Here is a 22,206-nt window from a genome sequence, read left to right as displayed (position 1 = left end):
TTGCAACAGGCGTATAATCCGGTCGACATCCGTCTACAATGTCGGTCAGTAGCATGTGGGATTATGCATAAGTTAACCCTCTTTCTTGCTCCTCAGCAGTAGCCTTCAGTGCAATGTATAACTGTGATGTAACTATGCACTGAAAAGCCCGCGATCGAATATCGCGGGCTTTTTTATTGTAACTCGGCACATTTTACATTGATTGGAGACAAGGTACCAGTACCTTGTCAGCTTTCAATATTGGCTTTGAATCCACTTTATGTCCTTATTTGTAGCAGTAATCTACACCGTTTTAAACGATATATTTAAAACGGTCAGCCTACTAGTAGCTTGTCTCAAATACATTTACGGTTTGTCGATCTAACAATCGCTTGGTGCTGAATCGATTTAGGGACGTTTAAACACAATTTTCATTTGAGACATCCTACTAGTAGCTTGTATCATATACATTTACGGTTTGTCGATCTAACCGTTGCTTGATGATGAATAGGTTAAGGTACGTTCAAACACAATTTCCAATTGAGACAGGCTAATAGCCTTAAGCGAGATAGATTGGAGTTTTAAGCTGGCTCAAGCTTTTATTTATAAAGATTGTAGTACACGATCAAAGTTAAACATTCACTTAGTCTGCATATTATTACCTCGACCGAGATTAATTTGAGTGTCGAAGCTAGAACAAGCTCTTATTTATGAGGATTTCAGTAAACAACAAAAATCAACATTTAACTTGGTCAATTTACTATTGTTCCTACTCCTCCTGCTCTTTGTGCTCCTGTTCTTCAAATAACAGATCGCTTTCCTGCTCCTTCAAGCACACCACAAACTCCTCAAAATGATCCGCCAGCAAACGCACATTACCGTCCAACATCTCCTGTACCTGTTCAGGATGTTCCGCCTCTGCTTCCGCATCCTCACGCACGATCGCTTCTTCATGTTCCATTAGCAATACGGCAGGCTTGTCAGGGTGATAGCGGTAATCAAACAAATAGTAATTGCCACTGCTCACACTCCATGCAAACGGAATGATGCGCTGCGGATCGGGGTTCATTTCAGCAACAAGCTCCTCATTGTTGGCAATAAATTGTTCATCCAGTTTGGAAAAATGAATGCTCCAATCGATATGCCCTTCCGCGTCTGCATATTGATATTCTCGCGTAACTGCCTCATCCAATCGATTTAAATAATCAAGCGGGAAACAGATACGATAATGTTTTTCGATTCGATCGATATGCTGTTCCAAACTTGGCTGTCCCTGTTCGTTTGCTTGCTCTTGCTCTTTGTTTTGCTCTTGCTGCTGCATTTCCGGCGCTGGCTCATGATCAGTTGCAGTTTGTGCATCTTGAAATTGCTCTAGCACAAAGTTCCATGCTTCGCCTACCGGTATCGGAGACTTGTAGCTTGCTGTACCACTGCCTTCTTTTGTCCACAGCGGCGGATAATAGGAAAATACACGCTCACCGCCGAGCCGAGCCGCTTCCTGCTGCCAGCCTGCCCAGCGAAATGGCTCATAAAATTGCTGCAAATCGCCTTTGATGAGCCACTGGATAAAACCTGAATAAGCAAGCTCGGTCGATTCCCATTCCAATGTATCTGGCGCAAAATAATAAATATGACCGGTATGTCCAAATTTACCACCATCCAAGGCAAAAAAGCCGCCGGCTGCATCATAGGCAACCGTTAGCATACCCAGCATCTCCGGTACGCTCGGTTGATCATGCAGCCCATTCCATGAACATAGACTGCCATAAATGCCGGCTGCACCAGAGCCAAGCACTTTAATCCAGCCATGATCGACCAGAATACCGCCTGTCTCATACGCAATCGCGCCTAAATAAGAACGTGTGCTTATTTGTAAGCGTTCTAGCGTGCGTTTACCGGCGTCCCGATCAACCGGCAAAATAATGTACGTATGATCCCCGCCGGTAAACATTTGCATCAGTTCATCCCAAGCGTGATGTTGTTGATCAATCAATTGCTCCGCAGATAATAGCTCCATACCGTCAGCCCCTTTATATAATATGGCTTAATAAAATGCCGCTCCATCAGTCGAATTTGTTTAGAAGATGACCGAGTTTACCGCCGTACGTGCTCCTTGTAACAACGCTGCATACAATTCGCCAGAGCAGCGATCATAGTCTGCACCTTTACCATGATCATGCGCCGAGGCAGGTGGCACATCATTCCATGATCCCATCCCGCCAAATACCCAGCTTTTATAAATCGCATTTAACAGACGCCATGAATCATCGGTATAAACGGGCGGTAATTGAAAAGCGAATTTGCGCGATGGCGTACGATCATCCAACATCTCAATCGCCGGATCAAAAAAGTTTTGCTTCCAAAAGCTTTCACCGATTTCCTCAGCAAGTGTACCGATTTGCCAGAGCGCTCTGCCCAGCCGGACAAACATATCACTCATCGTTACAAATTCATGTCCTGCCCGCATACTGTCTGTATATTCATAGCCTGTGTACAGCACCCGCCAACGTGACTGTGAGCGCTGACGTTCCAGTTTCCACTCCGGGCGCCACAGACGTTGCCCGCCTGCTCCCAATGTGACAATCGCGCTTGGTGCACCGCCTCCGGCAAATCCGCTCGTCTGCCATTCCGAACCTTGTGCCGCTGCACTAACCATCATCAGACGCTGATACCCAGCTAGACGCCGTTGTTCCAGCCAATCCCGCCAGCCAGATGGCGGCTGCCCTTCGCCTGCGCTAAAACTGACGTCCACCATGCTCGTTTGCTCCAACTCATTACTGGACGGATCGGTGCCGCTAATCAAATAACCGTTGCCAAGTGCCGTAATGAGCAGCATTTGATGAAATTCTCCATTCATCCCCCTATCCCCCATCTGCCAAAATACGCTGCTGCCGCTTCCACCTGATAACCATCCTGACCTTGCCAGGCAGCCATCGATACGAGATCACTATCATGTCCACGTCCGATGCGCGGCTTATTTGTAGTCGCCAGCACACCGATATAACCGAGAATTTCCATCACTGTATCCCGCTCGGCTCGGTTGGATGGAAACAATGCTTTCCAGCGCTGTTCCAGTTTGCGTGCGCTATCAGACGGTGCACAGCGCGTCGCCTCCGCCAGCATATGATGCAATATCGCTGCATCTTCTTCAGTTGCAGATGTCGGCAACTCCCGACTGAACAGTTCCAAATCAAGCCAGTCGTACAGCAACCAATTCAGCCGTACACCGCCCCATTTGATCCGTTCAAAATTCAGTACATTCAAATCTTCTGCGGTGTACTGTGCGCGCGACATAAGCTGCACATCCGGTATGAGCCGCTCATGTAGCGGTAATGACCAGCGCTCTGCCCCATCAATATTGGTCAACAATTTGCGGGTCAGCACCCAACTTGACAATGCACTGCGCATAAATACATTGCGTGTGGACAAACTATGCACAAACGCTTCGCTAATCCGCTCAATCGTCAGCGCTTCGTGCAATGTGCGCAATCGCTGCAATAACTCATCATATGTAATCGTAATCGGGTCAAACATTACACCTTGATCGCGTGCGTATTCAAAATCAGTACCGGCAAATACCGGTGCGCCTGATTTCCAGCCACTGCTACTCCAAAATGTTTTGCTTAAAATTTGCCGTGCTTTTTTATCCATCATCTGCCTCCTTATACGTATGTTTATCTTACTATAATTGAGAAGAAGATCGCTAATTATCCCTTGCGCTACCAAGCACAGTTTGCATTATCATTGGCAGACAATCTATACATAAACACTGACGCTCGCCGCCAAACGAAACCGATCTTTTGTTTCGTAATTTCACTTCAATGACTTACATGCAGGCTCCCGATCGAAGTGGACAATCCATCATCAGCCAAACAGCCAAACAGCCAAACAGCCAAACAGCCAAAAGTATTGTAATGCGAATACGGCATTAAGCAAATCCCTCATTACTTTCCAGAAACTCGATCATCCCTTCCGCTTTCACCCACTGCCCGATCATCTTATACCTCCTCTTAAAATAGCGCTTTCTTCTGTTTACGCAATAATTGACGCCGGTTTAATGTATCGTTAACAATCGACAACTATGCTAGATAGGATATCTTCTCCACTTCACGTAAGCAGATATTGTTATTATTTCATACAACTCACAGTAATCAAAGGATGGTTAGTCTTATGGGAATTCATACCTACTTCCGTTCACTCGATGATTTGGAACGGATTATTCGTTGCCCAGGCAAATTTAAATTTGAACAGCATAGCGTTTCTGCCCACTCATGGAAAGTCGTTCAGTATGCCAAAACACTTGCCGACATCGAAGAAATGCATGGCATATCGATCGATTGGAAAAAGCTATATGAAATTACGAGCAGCCATGACTATGGCGAGATTTTTATCGGTGATATCAAAACACCGGTCAAGCATTCCTCCCTACAGCTACGCTCCTTACTGCAAAAGGTAGAAGAAGGCATGATCGAGCATTTTATCGCAGAAAATATACCCGAGGAATTTAAACAAACGTTCCGTCGTCAGCTACATGAAGGTAAAGATGACTCTACCGAAGGGTTAATCCTTGAAGTAGCCGACAAAATGGATCAAGTATATGAAGCCTTTTCCGAGCTACAACGCGGCAATACTGAGAAGGAATTTATCGCGATGTATCGCAATGCTATCGTTAAAATTAAAAATATCCAGCTGCACTGTGTGGACTACTTTCTGGAGTACATTTTGCCGGATATGGTTCACGAAGGCACCTTCTCCACGATCGATATTAAACGTATTACCGAGGAGGCGCTAGCACAGTAAAAGGAGCGCTCGTTCATGAAAATCGCCATCATCACCGAAACATTCCTTCCTTCCACTGATGGAATCGTCACCCGCTTAACCGCTGTCATTCGTTGGCTGCGGAGACAAGGACATGATGTGCTAATCATCGCTCCCGAAGCGGGCTTGCGCGAATTTGAAGGGGCTGTGATCGCAGGCATTCCAGCTTATCGTTTCTTTCTCTACCGTTCCAAAAAACTCGCTTTACCGCTCCCCCGCATTGCCAGACTGCTCACGCAATTCGAGCCTGATCTGGTACACGTTGTTAACCCGGCTGTACTTGGTGCTGCCGGTATTTTGTTTGGCAAAAAATGGCCTTTAATCGCCTCCTATCATACCCATATTCCCCATTATGCCGATCATTATCGGGTCGGCTGGCTGAAGCCGCTCGTATGGTCATATTTGCGCCTGCTGCACAATGTTGCACAGCTAAATCTGTGTACATCGGACACCGTGCTACACGAGCTGCAAAGCCAGCGCTTTCGCAATGTGAAATTATGGCAACGCGGCGTCGATACCGAGCGCTTCCACCCCAACTTCCGCAGCAAGGCGATGCGTGAACGATTAAGCGGCGGCAAGCCGGACGATATACTGCTGCTGTACGTCGGCAGACTCGCCTCGGAAAAACAAATCGACCGCATTCGCGCTGTATTGGACAGCTCCGATCGTTTGCGACTGGCGATTGTGGGCGATGGGCCGCATCGTACAGCATTGGAACGACATTTTGCCGGTACACGCACCGTATTTACCGGCTTTTTGCATGGGGATGAATTGTCCGCAGCTTATGCATCGAGCGATATGTTTATTTTCCCTTCGACGACCGAAACGCTGGGACTGGTGCTGCTGGAAGCGATGGCAGCCGGCTTGCCCATCGTAGCGGCGCAAAGCGGCCCTACACTAGAGCAAGTGCAGCATGGCATAACCGGTATGCTGTACGATCCCGCTGATCCGCAATCATTACGCAACCATGTGCTGGCGCTCATCAACGAGCAACGCAGACAAACGATCGGCACAGCTGCACGACAATCTGCCCTTCAACTCGGCTGGGATGGCGCAAGTCAGCAATTGCTGTCTTTTTATGAGGCATTGTTACAGGAAGCTGGAACCGCATCGGTTACTCGCTCCAAGCCGAGCAGTGATTCGGTCTGATGATCCCGTTTTGATGGTGTGCTTACATTGGCTTACATTGCTATCATGCAAGGCTTTCAGCACATTTAAAGTTAAAATTGATCTCGGGCAACGCTCACCGAGCTATGGATTCAAGACGAGATCGGGTAATGAATCGTCTCGGTTTGCGCCGCGAAACGGTCAATTGTCTGCTGGGCGCCCAGACCAAACAGCAACAGGACAGCTTGTAGACGGCTGTCCTGTTTCTTTGTCGTGTCGTTGATATGGGTAATTTGCGTCAGACTACGCTGTACATTGTCTTATTTCCGACGTTTGTGAACAATAAAATGATACGCAGGATCGTTTGAACACACCACCTAGCATGAACATGTATGTCTGCAATCTACTTTACAAGCTGTTCGATGCGTTTAGTTTACGTCAAACTATGCTGTATGCTGTATGCTGTATGCTGTATGCTGTATTAAGAAGCTTAATCCATTCCTAACGGCGATCATTATTGAAATTTATGTATATTTACAGTATAACACTTCAATATTTTCACTTTAATGTCGATAGTAAGTTACATACATAACAAATATACGGTAAGCATAATTAAACATATCAGTGAATGATCATGTACACGCTGATTGGAGGGTCTGTATGCCACATAATCGAAGAAAGTCCCCTTTTCGATACGTTTTAAAACAACCGGTCGCCTTTGAACTTTTTATTTTGCAAATTAATGGCCAGCAGGTCACACCCAAACCGATTGAAGCGTTACTGCTCGATTTGAGCCGTTCCGGTTGCCGTATTTCATTGCCGCTGGAAATCCCAGCCAAAGATCACGAAGTGCAGGTGAGCATTACGATGCTGCTGCATGATCATCCATTGCAAATGGAAGGCAAACTGCAATGGTATCGCGAAGAAGCTGGTCGCTTCCATTATGGCGTTCAACTGGACGTGTTATCATTTAGCCGTGACCAATTGCTGCGCGAATTGCGCCTGCTGGCAAGTAAAGATCGCATTATTATTACGTAAGCGGACAGCAAGTACGTAAGTGGAGAACAAGTACGTAAATAGAGAGCAAGTACGTATGTAGAGAGCAAGTACGTATGTAGAGAGCAAGTACGTAAATAGAGAGCAAGTACGTATGTAGAGAGCAAGTACGTATGTAGAGAGCAAGTACGTATGTAGAGAGCAAGTACGTATGTAGAGAGCAAGTACGTATGTAGAGAGCAAGTACGTATGTAGAGAGCAAGTACGTATGTAGAGAGCAAGTACGTATGTAGAGAGCAAGTACGTATGTAGAGAGCAAGTACGTATGTAGAGAGCAAACTTGCACTCGTCTATTGGCATCCCTGTAAACAGCCAAACCGTCAGCGTCTACCTCATTTCAATATAGGCTATAATAACGAGCGAACAGTATGGTTACACGATAATGAAAGATCATCCTATCCTAGCAAACATCAACGAAAAAAGACTCCTGCCTTCCAGCTACAATCCAGTAGCCGAGACAAAAGCCCGCTTCTTTTGTTGGCATCATTTATCCCCTAATTTTCATCTGTTGTTTCCAGCGCTCGTGATCTTGAAAAGCATGCATAAACCGCGCCGGATCATGCCGGATCGTATACGAAAATACACCTTTACTTGTGTGCAAATAAAACAAACCTTCTCCGGCACCAAGTCTACGATAAGACATATCAAAAACATCGGTTAGCGAAAATTCGCGATGATACGTAACGAGCCGATCCTCATAAAGCACCATCTCACGTTCATCGGTCAAATAATGCTGTCCACTGCTATTCAATTTGCGTTCGATTTTGTAGTATGGCTGTACAGCAATCGGCTTCACATACATCCCCGCCCTTTTCAAGAAATCAAAATAAGTCTTAAACGCTCATATTGAATCATGACACTAGCACGTATTGCCGTATAGAATACTATTATTATCGACAAAAATGCACGATTTATAATGTCTACTTACCCAAAGATAGACCTAAAATTTCAGCTTTCTTAATTTACATCACAAAAATAACAAAAGAGCAAAATTGCGTTTACATACAATGCGCTGAATACGATCATCAAAGCATGCAAATGATCGTCGTTCAAGGTGTTGAAACGATCTACAAATCGTAATAAAGAGGTTCCACATCATCCATCTTGTTTTGCGATAGTTCAGATTACAATGCCCTATATACGTACCTGTTTTATATACAAAATCGCTTCGGTTTGCGCTCGCCAAATGGTAATCCGTATTCGATTTATTATGATTTCAAAACGATCGTTTGATACTTTAAACGAGTAGCGATCTGACCATTTGAACACTGTCGCGCATCTGCCATCATGTCTCTGTCCATCGTTTATTTTGTTCCGCTATTTTTCTTTTTACTATTACTTTATTACTTATTTATCGTTTTATATTCTTTCTTGTTTGTGCCAATGATTGTGCCGCAACTGTTTATAGTTATGTCGTCTCCCTGGCAATCAATTCATACTCCAAACGTTTAGGCTCGATCTGCTCATGACCGAGCACTTCCCATAACCGATAAAAAGCATGCACCGCCTGGTCGCCGATCGGATTGCGAATCGTCGTAATGCCGAGTGTGCGTGCCAGCTCGCTATCATCAAAGCCGACAATCGCTAATTGCTCCGGTACAGTGATACGTTGTCTGCGTGCTGCGGACAATATGCCAATTGCCACATAATCGTTGGCGCATAGTACAGCCTGCGGCAATTCGTTAGCGGCGGCAAGCTGATGTACCATTTGCTCTCCATGTGCGCTCGTAAATACCGAGTAATGATACCAGTCCCGTCTCACCGGCAGCCCTTTATTTTCCATAAAACGCTCATAAGCTTCGCGGCGGCTTCGCGTGTTCAAACTATCGCTACGTCCAAACATATGCGCGATCTGTGTATATCCGCGCGCTACCAGATGTTCCAATGCAAGCGTATAGCCGACTCCTTGATCCATAGCGATCGATGGAATTTCATCATTGCCCATCCGCTGCCATGATACGATCGGGCCATACTGACAGTACGTTTTAAGCATTTTCGGGTCGTTGACACATGTAATAATGACTAATCCGTCCACCCGTTTGCTGCGTAAATCTTCAAACGCACGCAGCTCGTTTTGTTTATTTTCACGAGTCGTATAAATAATCGTCTGAAATCCATAATCCATCGCAATATCGATAAACCGTTCCAGAAATGATAATACGACCTCATTTGTATTCGCCATCACCATACCGATCTGCTGCGTTTGCCCGGTTGATAATGAGACGGCATTGCGATTCGGAATATAACTCAGCTGCTCCATAATGGCAGTAATTTTCGCTCTTGCTTCCGCACTCACATGGGGCGAATGATTGATGACCCGTGATACGGTTGCCCTGGAATAGCCCGATAATTTTATAATTTGATCAAACTTGGACATCGCTCTCACCCCTTTGTTATTACTGTAGCCTCTGTTGTAATGTGTCGCACTTGATCATTGCTGGACTGGATCACAATGATTCGTACATTGACTAATCCATTGATTACTTGAAATGTTGGATTTAAATCCACTGCACATCTTTATTGCTAGTGGGAATCTGTGCAACATCAAACTGTATATCAAAAGCAGTCAGAGGATTAGTTTAAATGTAATCTTCATTCACTATAGTGTATGTTTATGCTTATCGTATACAGCTGTATGTAGCCTATTCCATCGTAAAGCTCGCCATTAGACGTAGTGTAGTACGCAGACCAAGTTAAATTTCCATTTTGATTGTGTACTAAATTCCTTATCAATAAGTGCTTGCTCCGGCTTCAAAACTTCGATTAATCTCGGTCAAGACAGTAGTACTTAGACCGAGATTAATTCGAGTTTTGAAGCTGGTTTAAGTCTTGAAATATAGCGATTTCAGCACACAATCAACATTAACATTTAATTTGGTCAATGTAGTAGATTGAACTTTAAGCCGCTTTTATTTTAGCGCAAAATATAACTTGACATGTAACCCGTTACAACGATTACGCTTTGAATGTAGTGCTGCTAATCAGTGTAGCACAAAAAATAGACCGAAATGGAGTGCTTAACATGAGTAACTCGCAACAATCTATCCCTCATTTCCCAGATGGTTTTCTGTGGGGCGGCGCTATTGCGGCGAACCAGGCAGAAGGCGCATTTGATCAATATGGCAAAGGCTGGTCGACACAGGATGTAGCACCGCAAGGCGTGATGGGTCCGATTACGGAAGCACCGACCGCAGACAATATGAAGCTGGTTGGCATCGACTTTTATCATCGTTACAAAGAAGATGTAAAGCTATTTGCCGAGATGGGCTTTAAAGTGTTCCGTACTTCAATCGCCTGGTCACGTATTTTCCCCAACGGCGATGAAACCGAGCCAAATGAGCAAGGTTTGCAATTTTATGATGATCTGTTCGATGAGTGTCTAAAATATGGCATTCAACCGCTCGTTACACTGTCACACTATGAAACACCACTTCATCTGTCCAAACAATACGATGGCTGGGTAAATCGTAAGCTAATCGGTTTTTATGAGCGCTATGCCGAAACGGTATTCCGCCGTTATCGGGATAAAGTAAAATATTGGCTCACATTTAATGAGATCAATTCTATTTTGGAAGCGCCATTTATGAGCGGTGGCATTTATACACCAAAAGATAAACTGAGCAAACAAGATTTGTATCAAGCGATCCACCATGAGTTGGTTGCGAGTGCATCTGCCGTCAAACTTTGCCATGAAATTATTCCAGATGCGCAGATCGGTTGTATGATTCTTAGCATGCCCACCTATCCGCTCACACCGAACCCGGATGATGTGATTGCTGTAATGCAATCCGAGCACAAAAACTACTTTTTCGGTGATGTGCATGTACGCGGACGCTATCCAGGTTATATGAAACGTTATTTCCGTGAACAAGGCATCGAGATTCAAATGGAAGCGGGCGATGCGGAAACATTGCTGCATACCGTAGACTTTATTTCGTTCAGCTATTATGTCAGCATCTGTGAAACGGCAGACACTTCCCAAAAAACAGCAGGGCATGGCAACCTGTTCAGCGGTGTACCTAACCCTTATTTAAAAGCGAGCGAATGGGGCTGGCAAATCGATCCGCAAGGGCTACGGTATGTGCTGAATATGTTTTACGATCGTTACCAAAAACCACTGTTTATCGTTGAAAATGGTCTCGGTGCTGTCGACGAATTGATCACCGGCGCCGATGGCGAACAGACGGTTGAAGACGATTATCGTATCCAATATTTAAACGACCATCTCGTACAGGTGGCGGAAGCTGTTGCAGACGGTGTCGAAGTAATGGGCTTTACGTCTTGGGGCTGTATCGATGTCGTTAGCGCATCATCTGCACAATTAAAAAAACGCTACGGCTACATCTATGTTGACCGCCATGATGATGGTTCAGGCACATTGGAACGTTATCGCAAAAAATCGTTCCATTGGTATAAAGAAGTGATTAGTACTAACGGTCGCAGCTTGAAACGTTAATCATGGATCGTCGATCTCGGTGTAGCCAGATTCCGCTTAAGCGTCTGTCCCACCTGAAACGTGGATCAGGGATCGTTAATCTCGCTGTTGCCAGATTCCGCTTAGGCGTCTGTCCCACCTGAAACGTGGATCAGGGATCGTTAATCTCGCTGTTGCCAGATTCCGCTTAGGCGTCTGCCCCACCTGAAACGTGGATCAGGGATCGTTAATCTCGCTGTTGCCAGATTCCGCTTAGGCGTCTGCCCCACCTGAAACGTGGATCAGGGATCGTTAATCTCGCTGTTGCCAGATTCCGCTTAGGCGTCTGCCCCACCTGAAACGTGGATCAGGGATCGTTAATCTCGCTGTCGCCAGATTCCGCTTAGGCGTCTGTCCTACCTGAAACGTTAATCGTTTACGAGTATTTGATACATCCATAAAGTTATTTATATATAAAACGTGCCTAAATACAGTCACAATCTGCTCAAATGCTACCTGTCGCGATACAGAGCGATCTCTAAATATACTGAGCACAAACCTGCTGTCATTTACACAAACCGCTTATCGTAAATTATGAATTAGCAAAAAGACCTTTCCTCCATTTTGAAAATGGAACGAAAGGCCTTTTCGTTTTGATTGTGTTGAATAGGTGTTGGATTTGTACACAGTATCATATTGTATCCGACACTGCCCCCACCGAACGTTGATACTAGTCTGAACGTTTATCATATTCCTCATACCGATAGCAGACTACCTATGTAGTGTCATCGTCTATGACGTCTATGAAGTAAGGGTATGCCTGCTGCGGCTATCGTTCATACGACCAAGTTCATATTCAGCACGATCAGTTCGTAAAAATATGTTGTCCCAGTGTAATAACAGCGGGACGGCGCATACTCCATTCCGAAGTAGCGATACGCGGATTGTAGTAATACAGCGCACCATTGGTCGGATCGACGCCACGCAGCGCTTGTTTGGCTGCATTGTAAGCGGTCTGATTGGGCTTTAAATAATATTGCCCATCCGCAACAGCGGTAAATTGACCGGGTTGCATAACTACATCCCAAATCGTATTCGGAAACTCGTTTGACTGTACGCGGTTTAATACAACCGCGCCTACTGCCACCTGTCCTCGAAACGACTCGCCGCGTGCCTCACCGTAAATGACATGTGCCAAAATATCCACTGCATCCTGATCAGCGCGATAGCTTCCTTTGGAGCCGGAGCTTGCGGACGTGCTTGCCTTAACGATGCCACTTTTTACACCAAGCTTGGACAACGTTGCAGGACCGGCTACACCGTCTACAATTAATCCATGATCACGCTGAAATTTTTTGACCGCATTAGATGTAATGCTGCCATAATAACCCGTTTTATTGGCATAAAAATAGCCCTGATTAGCAAGCTTGTGCTGTAATTGCACTACATCCGAGCTGCGCATACCTTGCGTGAGTAGCGCCGCATCCGCCGGAGTCGCCAAAAAAATGATGCCCAGTGCACAGATACAAGATGCTATGAAAGCGGGTAGTTTGCTCATCGTTCGGTATCACCTCCAGTTCAGTAATGAATGCGGATTGTCTGTGTGCTGGAAGTGAAAATATGGAACGTTTGCTGCCAGGTTACTAAAATCCTCGTTAGCGGAAATCGTCTACCATTATACATTGCTCATGCTAACATCAGCTTCACCGATGCATTTGGGAATTTTGAATGACAAATTTGTAACCTTAATCACCCTTCATCGATGAATACAACGCTTATAACGGTAACAGTATAACACAGCGGATTCCATCATTCTCCTTGCTGTAAACCTAAAAAATGTTGATTTACCAGCTTTTTCCGAGCAATATCCGCATGATGACAAATGAAACTGTGGTTATATAATCATCTTCTACGAAGATTATACAATCTGTTAATCCACTTAAATAGTTTCAATTTTGTCATTACCATACAGCAGTATAGCAGATATTTTCTAAAAAGCAAAATAGCAGCGATCTAGCTGTATGTAATCATCTATTAACACGAAAACAACGAATTGATTCTTTTTTCGTAAAAATAATTCAATGATGTTTGCAGCGCTTCATGAGGATGCCACAGCAAGTTACTTTAATAGAAAATAATGCCTTCAATGCCTATTCTGCCTGTACGATGGACGATAACATATCGTAATAGCGTTTCTCTATGAATCGTGCTTCATTAGCCTATCTTCAACAATTTGTCAGTTCATCTTTCATTAACCTATCATTGCGCAGCTCGACCTGGATCGGTTCGATCTGGATCAACTCACCATATCCACCCGTGCGGACACGGACTGAATCGTTTTCGTGATTTGCTGCTCCCAGTTGTATATTTTTTGACGTGATGTTTGCACTAAAGTGAGCTGCTTGTAGACAACAGTCAAATGAGCAAACGCAGTCACCGCATTGCCGTGACGAACAGCTGTATGATAGCTTTTACGGGCAGCAGTACGTATTTTCCATACAGCTGTAATCGCTTTATGTTCGGCGGTAATTTGCTTTTTTAACGTTTGTACAGGCTGCAGCAAGTTTCGTAACCGTTGTTTGCGATCGGCAATTGCTTTGCGTGCTGCCGCCAGCTCAGCCCGTTTGGTTTTCAACTCTGCCAGTGCATATTCGACTTGCGGCTTCATTGTGTTGCGCTGGAGTAATAACGATTGTACGCTACGCTCGTCTTTTTCGTTACGTGCTGCGGTAATTTTTACATCTAGCTCTGCATAGCTTTTAAGCAGCGGCGCATATCGATTTTGCAGTTGTTTGAGTTTTACCTTCATCGCAGACAGACGGGTAGCGTCCAGATTGCGGATGCGTTCGTGTACCCTTTTCAAAGCTGTATTATTTTGCTCCCGTAATGTGCGAATTTGCACGTTTTGCAGCTCTAATACACGCTCTAATGCAGTAATGCTGTCGTATAATGTATCGACCGTTGTAATGGCGGAGTTGGAGTTGGCAGCATACGTTTGGTTTGATGGCAAACTTGTCAGCAGCAGTACAATATAGAGACTTGCTATGAGTAGCTTATGTAGACGATTCCAACGCATAGGATGAGCACATTTCAAGCTTACGTTAAAAGGGGAGATTGCTTGGGTTTGTGCTTGGGTTTGTGCTTGGGTTTGTGCTTGGGTTTGTGCTTGGGTTTGTGCTTGGGTTTGTTTGGCTCTTATCATTTCTTTTCCTCCTCATTTTTAGCCTGCAACACCATATATGCGCCACAACGTACAAACGACAAAAAAGCACCCCCAGAATCGGCATCTGCCTGTTCTGCGAGGTGCTTCGCCCGCTCGTCGTATGATTTGTTTTTACTATACGGCAATCCAGCTCCATTGTCAACGAAAACAGGATCATACGTTCCTACCCTCTCAATATTCCCTTAATATTCAGTCATCTTTCATTATTCATTCATCTTTCATTTTGACGCTTGATCCAACATGTTACAATGGAGAGATCGGTCTTACAGCAGGCTATTGTACACGCCTGTTGCTAACATTACAGATTGTAAGCGTAAGGGAGAGCATAACACATATGAAACTTGTATCATGGAATGTAAATGGCTTGCGTGCCGCTGTCAAAAAAGGGTTTTACGATTATTTTACCGCTGTTGATGCGGATATTTTTTGTGTGCAAGAAACGAAATTGCAAGCTGGACAAATCGAACTGAATCATGGCGACACCTACCAACCATTTTGGAATTATGCGGTCAAAAAAGGCTATTCTGGCACCGCTGTATTTACGCGTATCGCTCCACTTTCGGTGCGTTACGGTATGGAAGAAGATGCTGAGGAAGAAGGACGGATGCTGACGCTGGAATTTCAGCATTTTTATTTGGTCAATGTGTATACACCTAATGCGCGCCGCGATCTGTTGCGTCTGCCGTATCGACTCGCATGGGAAGATCGGTTTCGTCAATATGTGATGCAGCTTGATCAGCTCAAACCTGTTATTGTTTGCGGCGATCTGAATGTCGCTCATCAGGAAATCGATCTAAAAAATGCCCGTTCCAACATCGGCAATTCTGGCTTTACCGATGCAGAACGCGCCAAAATGACATTGTTGCTGGAATCCGGGTTTGTCGATACATTCCGTTATTTTCACCCTGATCGCAGCGATATGTACAGCTGGTGGTCGTATATGGCCAAAGTACGCGAGCGTAATATCGGCTGGCGGATCGATTATTTTCTCGCTTCCGAACGACTTGTCGCTTGCCTGCTCGCTGCCGGCATCGATACACAAATTATGGGCAGTGATCATTGCCCGGTTCTGCTAGAACTGGATGAGCGCAAGTTGGCGCAGCTTTAAGCAACAATTGACATTATAGTTTGCTGCTGCCTACCTTAGACCAAGTTAAATTTAAACTTTGATTGTGTACTGATATCCTCATCCATAATAGCTTGATCCAGCTTCAAAACTCGAATTAATCTCGGTCAAGGTACCACTGTCTTGACTGTTTTCAATATTGGCTTTAAATCGGCTGCATATTCTTATTTATAGCAGGAATCGGTGCGACATCAAACTATATATCGAAAGCAGTCTGCATACTAATGCTACATTGACCGAGCTTATTTTCACATCCACTCCAAGTCTTGAACTGTAAAATGTTAGCACATCATTAAAATTGAATACAGTTAATGGGCTACAGGTGATTTCCTAACCATTTCACCGAATTGGTCACAAATATTAAAAATAATAGCTCATTCGGTGTCAGAATAACGGATAATCAGTTAATATAGTATTACTTGACTGATGTAAAGCATTACTATTGTAGCTGAATTAAGGAGGATTTTAGTTTGAAGGCAACCCCGGAAGCATCATTACAAAAACGACTCCTGCCTCGTCATATTACATTTATGGCGATGGGTGGAGTGATCGGAACCGGCATTTTTAAAGGCAGTTCCGACACGATTGGGCTAGCAGGGCCTGGCGTTATTTTCACGTATATTTTCGCCGGTTTACTGCTGCTAGTCGTAATGGGTGCGATTGCTGAGATGGCAACCGTATATCCGAACCGCAATATGAAAGATTTTATCTCGCTTGCTTTTGGGCAGCGACTCGCGTTTATCGTCGGGTGGTTGTACTGCTTTATGTGGCTGGCGGTCTGTGTGATTGAGGTCATTGCTGCCGGCAGCTTTTTGCAATTTTGGTTTGCCGATACACCGCTTTGGGTGCTTAGTCTGGCGAGTGCCATCTTTGTTCTGCTCGTCAATTTGATGAGTGTCGGACGGCTGGGTGAGCTGGAATTTTGGCTCGCTGGCATTAAAATCGCGATGATTATTGTGTTTATTATACTAGGTGCATGCTTGCTATTTGGCATTATTCCGAGCAATGATACACCGTATTTGAGCAACTTTACCGCACACGGCGGCTTTTTGCCTAATGGCTGGATGGCGATTGTGTCGGCACTGCTCGTCGTCATGTTTTCATATGGCGGCTCTGAGCTAATCGGTTTGACATTAAACGAGACACCGGATGCCGGCAAAGTATTGCCACGGATCGTGAAAAGCTTTATTTTGCGGATCGTACTATTTTATACATTGCCGATTTTGGTCATTTGCGGTCTCATTCCGTGGAATCAACTTAGCGGGCAAGATAGCCCATTTGTGCAGGTGCTGACGGCAACCGGTTTGCAAGGTGCGGCACATATTATGAACTTTATTCTAGTTACGGCGGTGCTATCGGCGGCGAACTCCGGCATTTATGGCGCGACACGGATGCTGCATTCGATGGCGGTTAACAATGAAGCGCCAGCGCTGCTATCCCGTACGAACAAGCGCGGCGTCCCGATTAACAGTCTCATCTTATGTGCGATCGTATTGTTAATCGGGGCATGGCTCGCGTATGTAGCGCAAGATCAAGTGTTTAGCATTTTGATCGCCGTACCGGGCTTTGTCGTCTTGCTCGTCTGGATTAGCATCTGTCTGTCTCAGATGAAACTACGGCGCCATTATCCAGTGCAACCGCAATTCCGAATTTGGGGTTATCCGTACATTTCCGGGCTGACAGCGATTACGCTGGCGGTGATTGCGGTATTGTTCTTATTTGATGCGAATAACCGGATTAGTATCGGGGCATGTGTGATCTTTTTGATCGTGCTGCTAATTAGTTCGTTGTTTAAGTTTCGAAAACAAGCGGGATGATGAACCAATTACTCCAACGGCAAAGCTAAACCTATAATCGAAATGACGATTTACAGCTTGGCATAACGCAGATGATCAACAGATTTATTAAGACGGCAATATGACAAACAAATAGCCTGTCCCGCTTGCTGGTGGGATAGGCTATTTGTTTGTCATTGCCATGCTTGTCCATCCGCATAATGATGCTTAAACAGGTACAATAGCACACATCGTCTATACCTCCACGTTCATATTGCAATCATGATCCATCTAAGACGACAATGAATCTGTTAATTAGCCTAATTATACTTCCGTCTGACCATCAGCCTACGCCAACTCCCCCTTTTAACTAGGTTTGTTGTACAATGAGAAACAAGCGCTCGCAATTCATTTATAGGCGGTGAAGTACTGATGTTATACATAATCAAATTCCTCTACAGCTTTCTGCTGCCACCGGGACTGTTTGTGTTGCTTCTGTTGGCGCTGGCAATGCGGCTTTTGGTCAAGCGTCAGCCGCGGGAAGCGATGCTGTTATTTAGCGTAAATGTGCTGCTGTACGCCAGTATGACACCGTTCGTATCGGATGCGCTAATCGGCAGTTTGGAGCACAAATATACTCCACCTGCGGCAATACAGAGCGATGTAATCGTCGTGCTCGGTGGCGGTGCGACGAGCGGTACACCGGATGTGGACGGTGAAGGCAATCTGTCTGGGGCAGCAGGCAATCGTTTAATTACTGCGCTGCGTCTGTATCGACAAACCGGACTGCCGATCGTGTTCTCCGGCGGACAGGTGTTTGCCGATAGCGGCAATGAAGCGGATATTGCCAGACGCGAGTTGATCGGTATGGGCGTGCCTCCACAGTCTGTATACGCTGAAAATCACTCGCTGAATACCGCGCAAAATGCCGACAATACGGCGCTACTGCTCAAACAGCACGGCTGGAGCAAACCGCTGCTCATTACGTCCGCTTTTCATATGCCACGGGCGGTAATGGAATTTCAGCGGGTTGGGCTGAACGTACAGCCTTATCCGACCGATTACTGGGTGAGTCAGCCACAATCGATCTACCCAGGCAAATTTTCACCATCTGGCAGTGCGCTCGGCTCTACCGGAACCGCCTGCAAAGAGTATGTAGGGATGTTAGTCATCTGGATGAAGTCACTTCTTTAACATGATGGCTTAACATAAAAAATAAGCTGCTATTGTTCATCATGCAAGCTTATCCCGCGCTTTACCTATACAACCAACTACAACCAAAAAACGCCCTGCCTGGCGGCTTTGTACACATTTCCGTATATACAGAAACGAGTACAAAGTCAGCCACAGCAGAGCATTTGATCATAAAAGGAATCGCATTAGTCAAACGATCTTATTTAAATTCGGCAACCATATCGAGTGGCAGACGCATCGAAGGATAACCTTCGTTAGCCGCTTTACCTATGCTTAGCAGCATAACCGGTACATAACGGTCTTTGTCCATGCCAAATACTTCAGCGATTTGGTCTTTTTCATAACCACCGATTGGGTTTGTGTCATAGCCGTGTGCGCGTGCAACTAACATCATTTGCATCGCTACCAGCCCGCTATCGATCAGCGCGATATCTTTGCGTGCTTGCTCAGACAGGTTTTCATAATAACCGAGTGCAAACGGCAGTTGGCGTTCTTTTACTTCTGCTGGCATATAGCCAAGCTCGACCGCTTTATCGAAAATGTATGCGGCATTTTGCTCATGTTTCAGATCACCAAAAATAGCAATTACAGCAGCTGCAGTCTCAACCTGATGACTGTTGAATTTTGCCAGTGGCAGCAATTTTGCTTTAGCTTCGTCACTTTCGATGACGAGAAAACGCCACGGTTGCAAATTGATTGAAGACGGAGCGCGTGTCGCTTCTGTCAAAATTTCGTTCATTTCGTCACGACTAATTTTTACGGATGGATCATAACTTTTAATAGAACGGCGTTCCAATGCGATCTGGTTGAAATCATTCGTTTTTGTTACGGCAGTATTAGTTGTTGTCATTATTATTCTCTCCTCTGTCTATGTTTCTATGTTGGTGTATCGTAATGCTTATAGCTCGATTTTGCCGCCAATATTGGCGTTTAAACGCTGTAGCATCGTAAGCAACTGTTCCTGCTCCCGTGCATCAAAGCCGTTAAACATACGTGCAACAAACTGCGCCCGTTCTTCACGGAAAGCGATAATACGCTGACGACCATGCTCAGTCAGCTGAACGAGTGTAATCCGATTATCGTCCGGATTGTTACGGCGAACGACAACCTGTTCAGCCTCCAGCTGTTTCAGATGGCGCGTAATTGCAGCATGATCAATACCGACTAGCTTCTGCAATGAGCTTTGGCTAATCTCCTCGGTATGGGATAGCTGGCAGAGCAATTGCAGACGCGAAGCGCTAATGCCTGCGCATTTCTCAAAGGTGCAAGCTAGCTGACGCTGAAGACTTTGTATCTGATTAAAAACCTCATCTGTGGTGGAAGTTGACACAAGTCTCCACTCCTTTCTGACCAGCATGACCAATCAATCATCTATTGTGTGACCTATCAATCATTGATGTATCAAATAATAACACACAAATAATATATTTTCAATTAAAGATTAGTTTTTTTAGTCGTTAAGCAAATTTCTTAATTCACCTATTAATTCATCTACATTAGTGCAGGGAGCTTTTTTAGAAAAAGAACTTGTTACACTATGTGTTTCTCTTAATTTTTGAGCATAACGTATTGCTTTGTTTTGATAAGGCTTTAACAGTTCATACAACCTTGCGGATGCTTTATTATAACCTTCTTGAACGCCCATATTTTTAAACACGCTGTCCAGACGTGAATAGTATTGTTGTCTATTGATGTTGGCATCTAAATATGCAAAATGTAATAAAAACCATAATTCAATACATTCATTAGACCAAGCAACCTTAATGCCTTTTTGGTGAGCGGAATGAATCGCATTGTCAAAATGATCGGGCGGAAAATCATCTTTATCAAATACAGCCCAAACATGCTCAAACACATGAGGAGAGCGACGTTTGTAATCTTCAATCTCCTCAATGATTCGAAGTGTTTCTTTTCCTGCGCCGTGAATATCAATGGTATATGATTGTATAGCGCCTTAATATTTTTCATTGATTTCATCTTTAAAACCATTAAAATAATTAGTTTCCGTTGTTATGCCTTCCGTTACGATTAAATGACCCGAAGGTTTAGCTTTTTAATCTGCTTTTTTCTATTTTTTCTGCCCGGTTCTCTACGTGCTGCCATATATAGTCCTTTCCTATATCAACGGTTTTAAGTCGGGTATGGCTTCATATTTGCCCAATATATAATCTTTTCCATAGCTAGCATCGTTTCTAACCTTTTTCTGATCATTCAGCTTGTACTCAGCCAAAGAATATAATTTAGACACTCCACGTTCATCTTTATCTACAAACCATATTTCATCTCGTCTAAAATTGTCTTTGTCTAATGTGAACACATCATGCGTCGTAAAAATTAGCTGTGCATGATTAGGATTTGTTTTTGGATCGTGGAACAAATTAATTAGATATCTCAATAATAAAGGATGTAATTGGGCATCAAGTTCATCAGAGAATAGAATTCCTCCTTGCTCGATTACATTTTGTAAAGATGTATATAATGCTATTAACTTTTGTGTTCCGCTAGATTCTTCTCTTAAAGGTAATCTGAACGTCTCATTTGTGTCTTTATTAGCGTGGATACTAAAAAATTCATACATCGTTTCGTCATCATCAGAATTAATTTCTATATTTTCTTCGTCTACTAACTCTATCTTATTAAAAGTGACAACGTCTAAGGTGTCGATTCCTACATCAACCGCTTTAATAAATTTTTCTAATTGTTCTTTTTGAGCATCGTCTTTCAAAATTCGCATTAAAGGCGTTTGAAAGCGACTTCTAGTTATCGCAATGTTATTAAATCCTTTAGCATAATCCATAAAAGAAACCTTTTGAAACCAATCTTTAATTTCTTGAACAATTTCGATCTTGAAACTGGTCATTAATGATAAAAACAATGTTTTTTTCTCTAATAGTTCCAGTAAATTTTTAATAGACTCAAATTCTGGTGCTAGCTCAAAATCTTGCTCACTACGATAAAACAAAGTTCTATACGCTTCTTTTTTCTTTTTTCTGTCCCTTATATATAAATACTCCTCATAAATTTGCTCCTGATCGACTTTAAAACCATATTGAAAAATATTTTGTTTAGTGCTAAAAATAGCTTCAAAAAACGATGGTTTTTTTTCACTCGTAAATGCAAAAGGAGACAGATATTTTTCATTTAGCCAAACCATTGATCTATTGGAAGATAGAACAAATCGACAAAAAAAGCGAAATGCTTTAAAAACATTACTCTTTCCACTCGCATTCGCTCCAAAAATAGCAGCCACTTTTAATACTCTTTCATTATAGACATTATATGCTACATCATTCTCATGTTCTTTAATGGAAGTTGCCATCATATCTAGTGTCGATTCTTGTGCAAAAGATTTAAAATTTTCAAAATTAAATTGTAGCAGCATGACATCACCTCTCTTATAGTATAGTAACACTATGATGCTAAAAGTACGATATTTTCTCATTTTTCTATTAAAATGATTAATTATGTTTTTATTCACAGACAACAACCGGGTAATCATTTATAGTATAAACGC

Annotated in this window: 18 protein-coding genes; 7 read left to right on the top strand and 11 right to left on the bottom strand. The window is 43.9% G+C overall.

The genetic code is table 11. The features are described 5' to 3' along the window. Positions 1–748: 748 nt before the first annotated feature. The 3 genes from U1I11_RS06230 to U1I11_RS06220 are packed head-to-tail and all read right to left on the bottom strand — an operon-like array spanning position 749 to position 3,630. Positions 749–1,996: a DUF2625 family protein gene (locus U1I11_RS06230; RefSeq protein WP_322904758.1), complete on the bottom strand. Its 1,248-nt coding sequence runs from the start codon at positions 1,994–1,996 to the stop codon at positions 749–751. Positions 1,997–2,056: 60 nt separating this feature from the next. Then, positions 2,057–2,836 (bottom strand): hypothetical protein, encoded by a 780-nt coding sequence (locus U1I11_RS06225; RefSeq protein WP_322904757.1) that lies wholly within the window; start codon positions 2,834–2,836, stop codon positions 2,057–2,059. Next, on the bottom strand, positions 2,833–3,630 hold the full coding sequence (locus U1I11_RS06220; protein ID WP_322905735.1) for a hypothetical protein: 798 nt from the start codon (positions 3,628–3,630) through the stop codon (positions 2,833–2,835). Before U1I11_RS06220 ends, U1I11_RS06225 begins: the two co-directional genes overlap by 4 nt. 519 nt (positions 3,631–4,149) lie before the next feature. On the opposite strand from U1I11_RS06220, the gene U1I11_RS06215 reads away from it, so the two are divergent. The 3 genes from U1I11_RS06215 to U1I11_RS06205 all read left to right on the top strand — a co-directional run bounded on the left by U1I11_RS06215 (position 4,150) and on the right by U1I11_RS06205 (position 6,942). Then, on the top strand, positions 4,150–4,779 hold the full coding sequence (locus tag U1I11_RS06215; RefSeq protein ID WP_322904755.1) for a YfbR-like 5'-deoxynucleotidase: 630 nt from the start codon (positions 4,150–4,152) through the stop codon (positions 4,777–4,779). Positions 4,780–4,794: 15 nt separating this feature from the next. After that, positions 4,795–5,946 carry a glycosyltransferase family 4 protein gene (locus U1I11_RS06210; protein ID WP_322904753.1) on the top strand — a complete coding sequence of 384 codons (1,152 nt, stop codon included), beginning with the start codon at positions 4,795–4,797 and terminating at the stop codon, positions 5,944–5,946. A gap of 618 nt (positions 5,947–6,564) precedes the next feature. Further along, positions 6,565–6,942, top strand: coding sequence for a PilZ domain-containing protein (locus tag U1I11_RS06205; protein WP_322904751.1), 378 nt, complete (start codon positions 6,565–6,567; stop codon positions 6,940–6,942). A gap of 505 nt (positions 6,943–7,447) precedes the next feature. On the opposite strand, the gene U1I11_RS06200 is transcribed toward U1I11_RS06205, so the two are convergent. Together U1I11_RS06200 and U1I11_RS06195 are read right to left on the bottom strand one after the other, a co-directional pair. Further along, complete coding sequence (locus U1I11_RS06200) at positions 7,448–7,756, bottom strand: hypothetical protein (RefSeq protein WP_322904749.1); 309 nt, start codon at positions 7,754–7,756, stop codon at positions 7,448–7,450. A gap of 612 nt (positions 7,757–8,368) precedes the next feature. Beyond that, on the bottom strand, positions 8,369–9,337 hold the full coding sequence (locus tag U1I11_RS06195) for a LacI family DNA-binding transcriptional regulator (RefSeq protein ID WP_322904748.1): 969 nt from the start codon (positions 9,335–9,337) through the stop codon (positions 8,369–8,371). 645 nt (positions 9,338–9,982) lie between these two features. Here U1I11_RS06195 and U1I11_RS06190 point away from each other — a divergent pair. Then, positions 9,983–11,416: a glycoside hydrolase family 1 protein gene (locus U1I11_RS06190; protein WP_322904746.1), complete on the top strand. Its 1,434-nt coding sequence runs from the start codon at positions 9,983–9,985 to the stop codon at positions 11,414–11,416. 823 nt (positions 11,417–12,239) lie between these two features. Here U1I11_RS06190 and U1I11_RS06185 read toward each other — a convergent pair. Together U1I11_RS06185 and U1I11_RS06180 are read right to left on the bottom strand one after the other, a co-directional pair. Further along, positions 12,240–12,932, bottom strand: coding sequence for a cell wall hydrolase (locus U1I11_RS06185; protein WP_322904743.1), 693 nt, complete (start codon positions 12,930–12,932; stop codon positions 12,240–12,242). Positions 12,933–13,670: 738 nt separating this feature from the next. Next, complete coding sequence (locus U1I11_RS06180) at positions 13,671–14,576, bottom strand: hypothetical protein (protein WP_322904741.1); 906 nt, start codon at positions 14,574–14,576, stop codon at positions 13,671–13,673. Positions 14,577–14,931: 355 nt separating this feature from the next. On the opposite strand from U1I11_RS06180, the gene U1I11_RS06175 reads away from it, so the two are divergent. From U1I11_RS06175 to U1I11_RS06165, 3 genes are all read left to right on the top strand, one after another. Next, entirely contained in the window at positions 14,932–15,705 is a 774-nt protein-coding gene (locus U1I11_RS06175; RefSeq protein WP_322904739.1) for an exodeoxyribonuclease III, read from the top strand. 488 nt (positions 15,706–16,193) lie between these two features. After that, positions 16,194–17,540 carry an amino acid permease gene (locus tag U1I11_RS06170; protein ID WP_322904737.1) on the top strand — a complete coding sequence of 449 codons (1,347 nt, stop codon included), beginning with the start codon at positions 16,194–16,196 and terminating at the stop codon, positions 17,538–17,540. A gap of 390 nt (positions 17,541–17,930) precedes the next feature. After that, positions 17,931–18,692, top strand: a complete 762-nt coding sequence (locus tag U1I11_RS06165) for a YdcF family protein (protein WP_322904735.1) — start codon at positions 17,931–17,933, stop codon at positions 18,690–18,692. A gap of 199 nt (positions 18,693–18,891) precedes the next feature. Here U1I11_RS06165 and U1I11_RS06160 read toward each other — a convergent pair whose 3' ends face one another. The 4 genes from U1I11_RS06160 to U1I11_RS06145 form a co-directional block, all read right to left on the bottom strand. Continuing rightward, positions 18,892–19,542, bottom strand: coding sequence for a nitroreductase family protein (locus tag U1I11_RS06160; protein WP_322904734.1), 651 nt, complete (start codon positions 19,540–19,542; stop codon positions 18,892–18,894). Between the two features lie 48 nt (positions 19,543–19,590). Then, positions 19,591–20,022, bottom strand: a complete 432-nt coding sequence (locus U1I11_RS06155) for a MarR family winged helix-turn-helix transcriptional regulator (protein ID WP_322904732.1) — start codon at positions 20,020–20,022, stop codon at positions 19,591–19,593. A 120-nt stretch (positions 20,023–20,142) separates the two neighbouring features. Then, the gene (locus tag U1I11_RS06150; RefSeq protein WP_322905734.1) at positions 20,143–20,619 is read right to left on the bottom strand and encodes an RloB family protein; all 477 of its coding nucleotides are present in this window, start codon (positions 20,617–20,619) and stop codon (positions 20,143–20,145) included. A gap of 189 nt (positions 20,620–20,808) precedes the next feature. Then, positions 20,809–22,074, bottom strand: a complete 1,266-nt coding sequence (locus U1I11_RS06145) for an AAA family ATPase (RefSeq protein WP_322904731.1) — start codon at positions 22,072–22,074, stop codon at positions 20,809–20,811. Positions 22,075–22,206 lie beyond the last annotated feature (132 nt).

This window comes from Paenibacillus campi (genome assembly GCF_034659835.1).
Lineage (GTDB): Bacteria > Bacillota > Bacilli > Paenibacillales > Paenibacillaceae > Saccharibacillus > Saccharibacillus campi.
The sequence above is the reverse complement of the archived record's forward strand: the minus strand, read 5'-3'. Positions and strand labels throughout refer to the sequence as shown.

Bases quoted from the DNA above. Each gene is read 5' to 3' on its own strand.
- U1I11_RS06145 (WP_322904731.1), bottom strand. From the start codon at position 22,074: ATGCTGCTACAATTTAATTTTGAAAATTTTAAATCTTTTGCACAAGAA.
- U1I11_RS06175 (WP_322904739.1), top strand. From the start codon at position 14,932: ATGAAACTTGTATCATGGAATGTAAATGGCTTGCGTGCCGCTGTCAAA.
- U1I11_RS06190 (WP_322904746.1), top strand. From the start codon at position 9,983: ATGAGTAACTCGCAACAATCTATCCCTCATTTCCCAGATGGTTTTCTG.
- U1I11_RS06225 (WP_322904757.1), bottom strand. From the start codon at position 2,836: ATGAATGGAGAATTTCATCAAATGCTGCTCATTACGGCACTTGGCAAC.
- U1I11_RS06185 (WP_322904743.1), bottom strand. From the start codon at position 12,932: ATGAGCAAACTACCCGCTTTCATAGCATCTTGTATCTGTGCACTGGGC.
- U1I11_RS06180 (WP_322904741.1), bottom strand. From the start codon at position 14,576: ATGATAAGAGCCAAACAAACCCAAGCACAAACCCAAGCACAAACCCAA.
- U1I11_RS06205 (WP_322904751.1), top strand. From the start codon at position 6,565: ATGCCACATAATCGAAGAAAGTCCCCTTTTCGATACGTTTTAAAACAA.
- U1I11_RS06220 (WP_322905735.1), bottom strand. From the start codon at position 3,630: ATGGATAAAAAAGCACGGCAAATTTTAAGCAAAACATTTTGGAGTAGC.
- U1I11_RS06165 (WP_322904735.1), top strand. From the start codon at position 17,931: ATGTTATACATAATCAAATTCCTCTACAGCTTTCTGCTGCCACCGGGA.
- U1I11_RS06230 (WP_322904758.1), bottom strand. From the start codon at position 1,996: ATGGAGCTATTATCTGCGGAGCAATTGATTGATCAACAACATCACGCT.
- U1I11_RS06160 (WP_322904734.1), bottom strand. From the start codon at position 19,542: ATGACAACAACTAATACTGCCGTAACAAAAACGAATGATTTCAACCAG.
- U1I11_RS06195 (WP_322904748.1), bottom strand. From the start codon at position 9,337: ATGTCCAAGTTTGATCAAATTATAAAATTATCGGGCTATTCCAGGGCA.
- U1I11_RS06215 (WP_322904755.1), top strand. From the start codon at position 4,150: ATGGGAATTCATACCTACTTCCGTTCACTCGATGATTTGGAACGGATT.
- U1I11_RS06210 (WP_322904753.1), top strand. From the start codon at position 4,795: ATGAAAATCGCCATCATCACCGAAACATTCCTTCCTTCCACTGATGGA.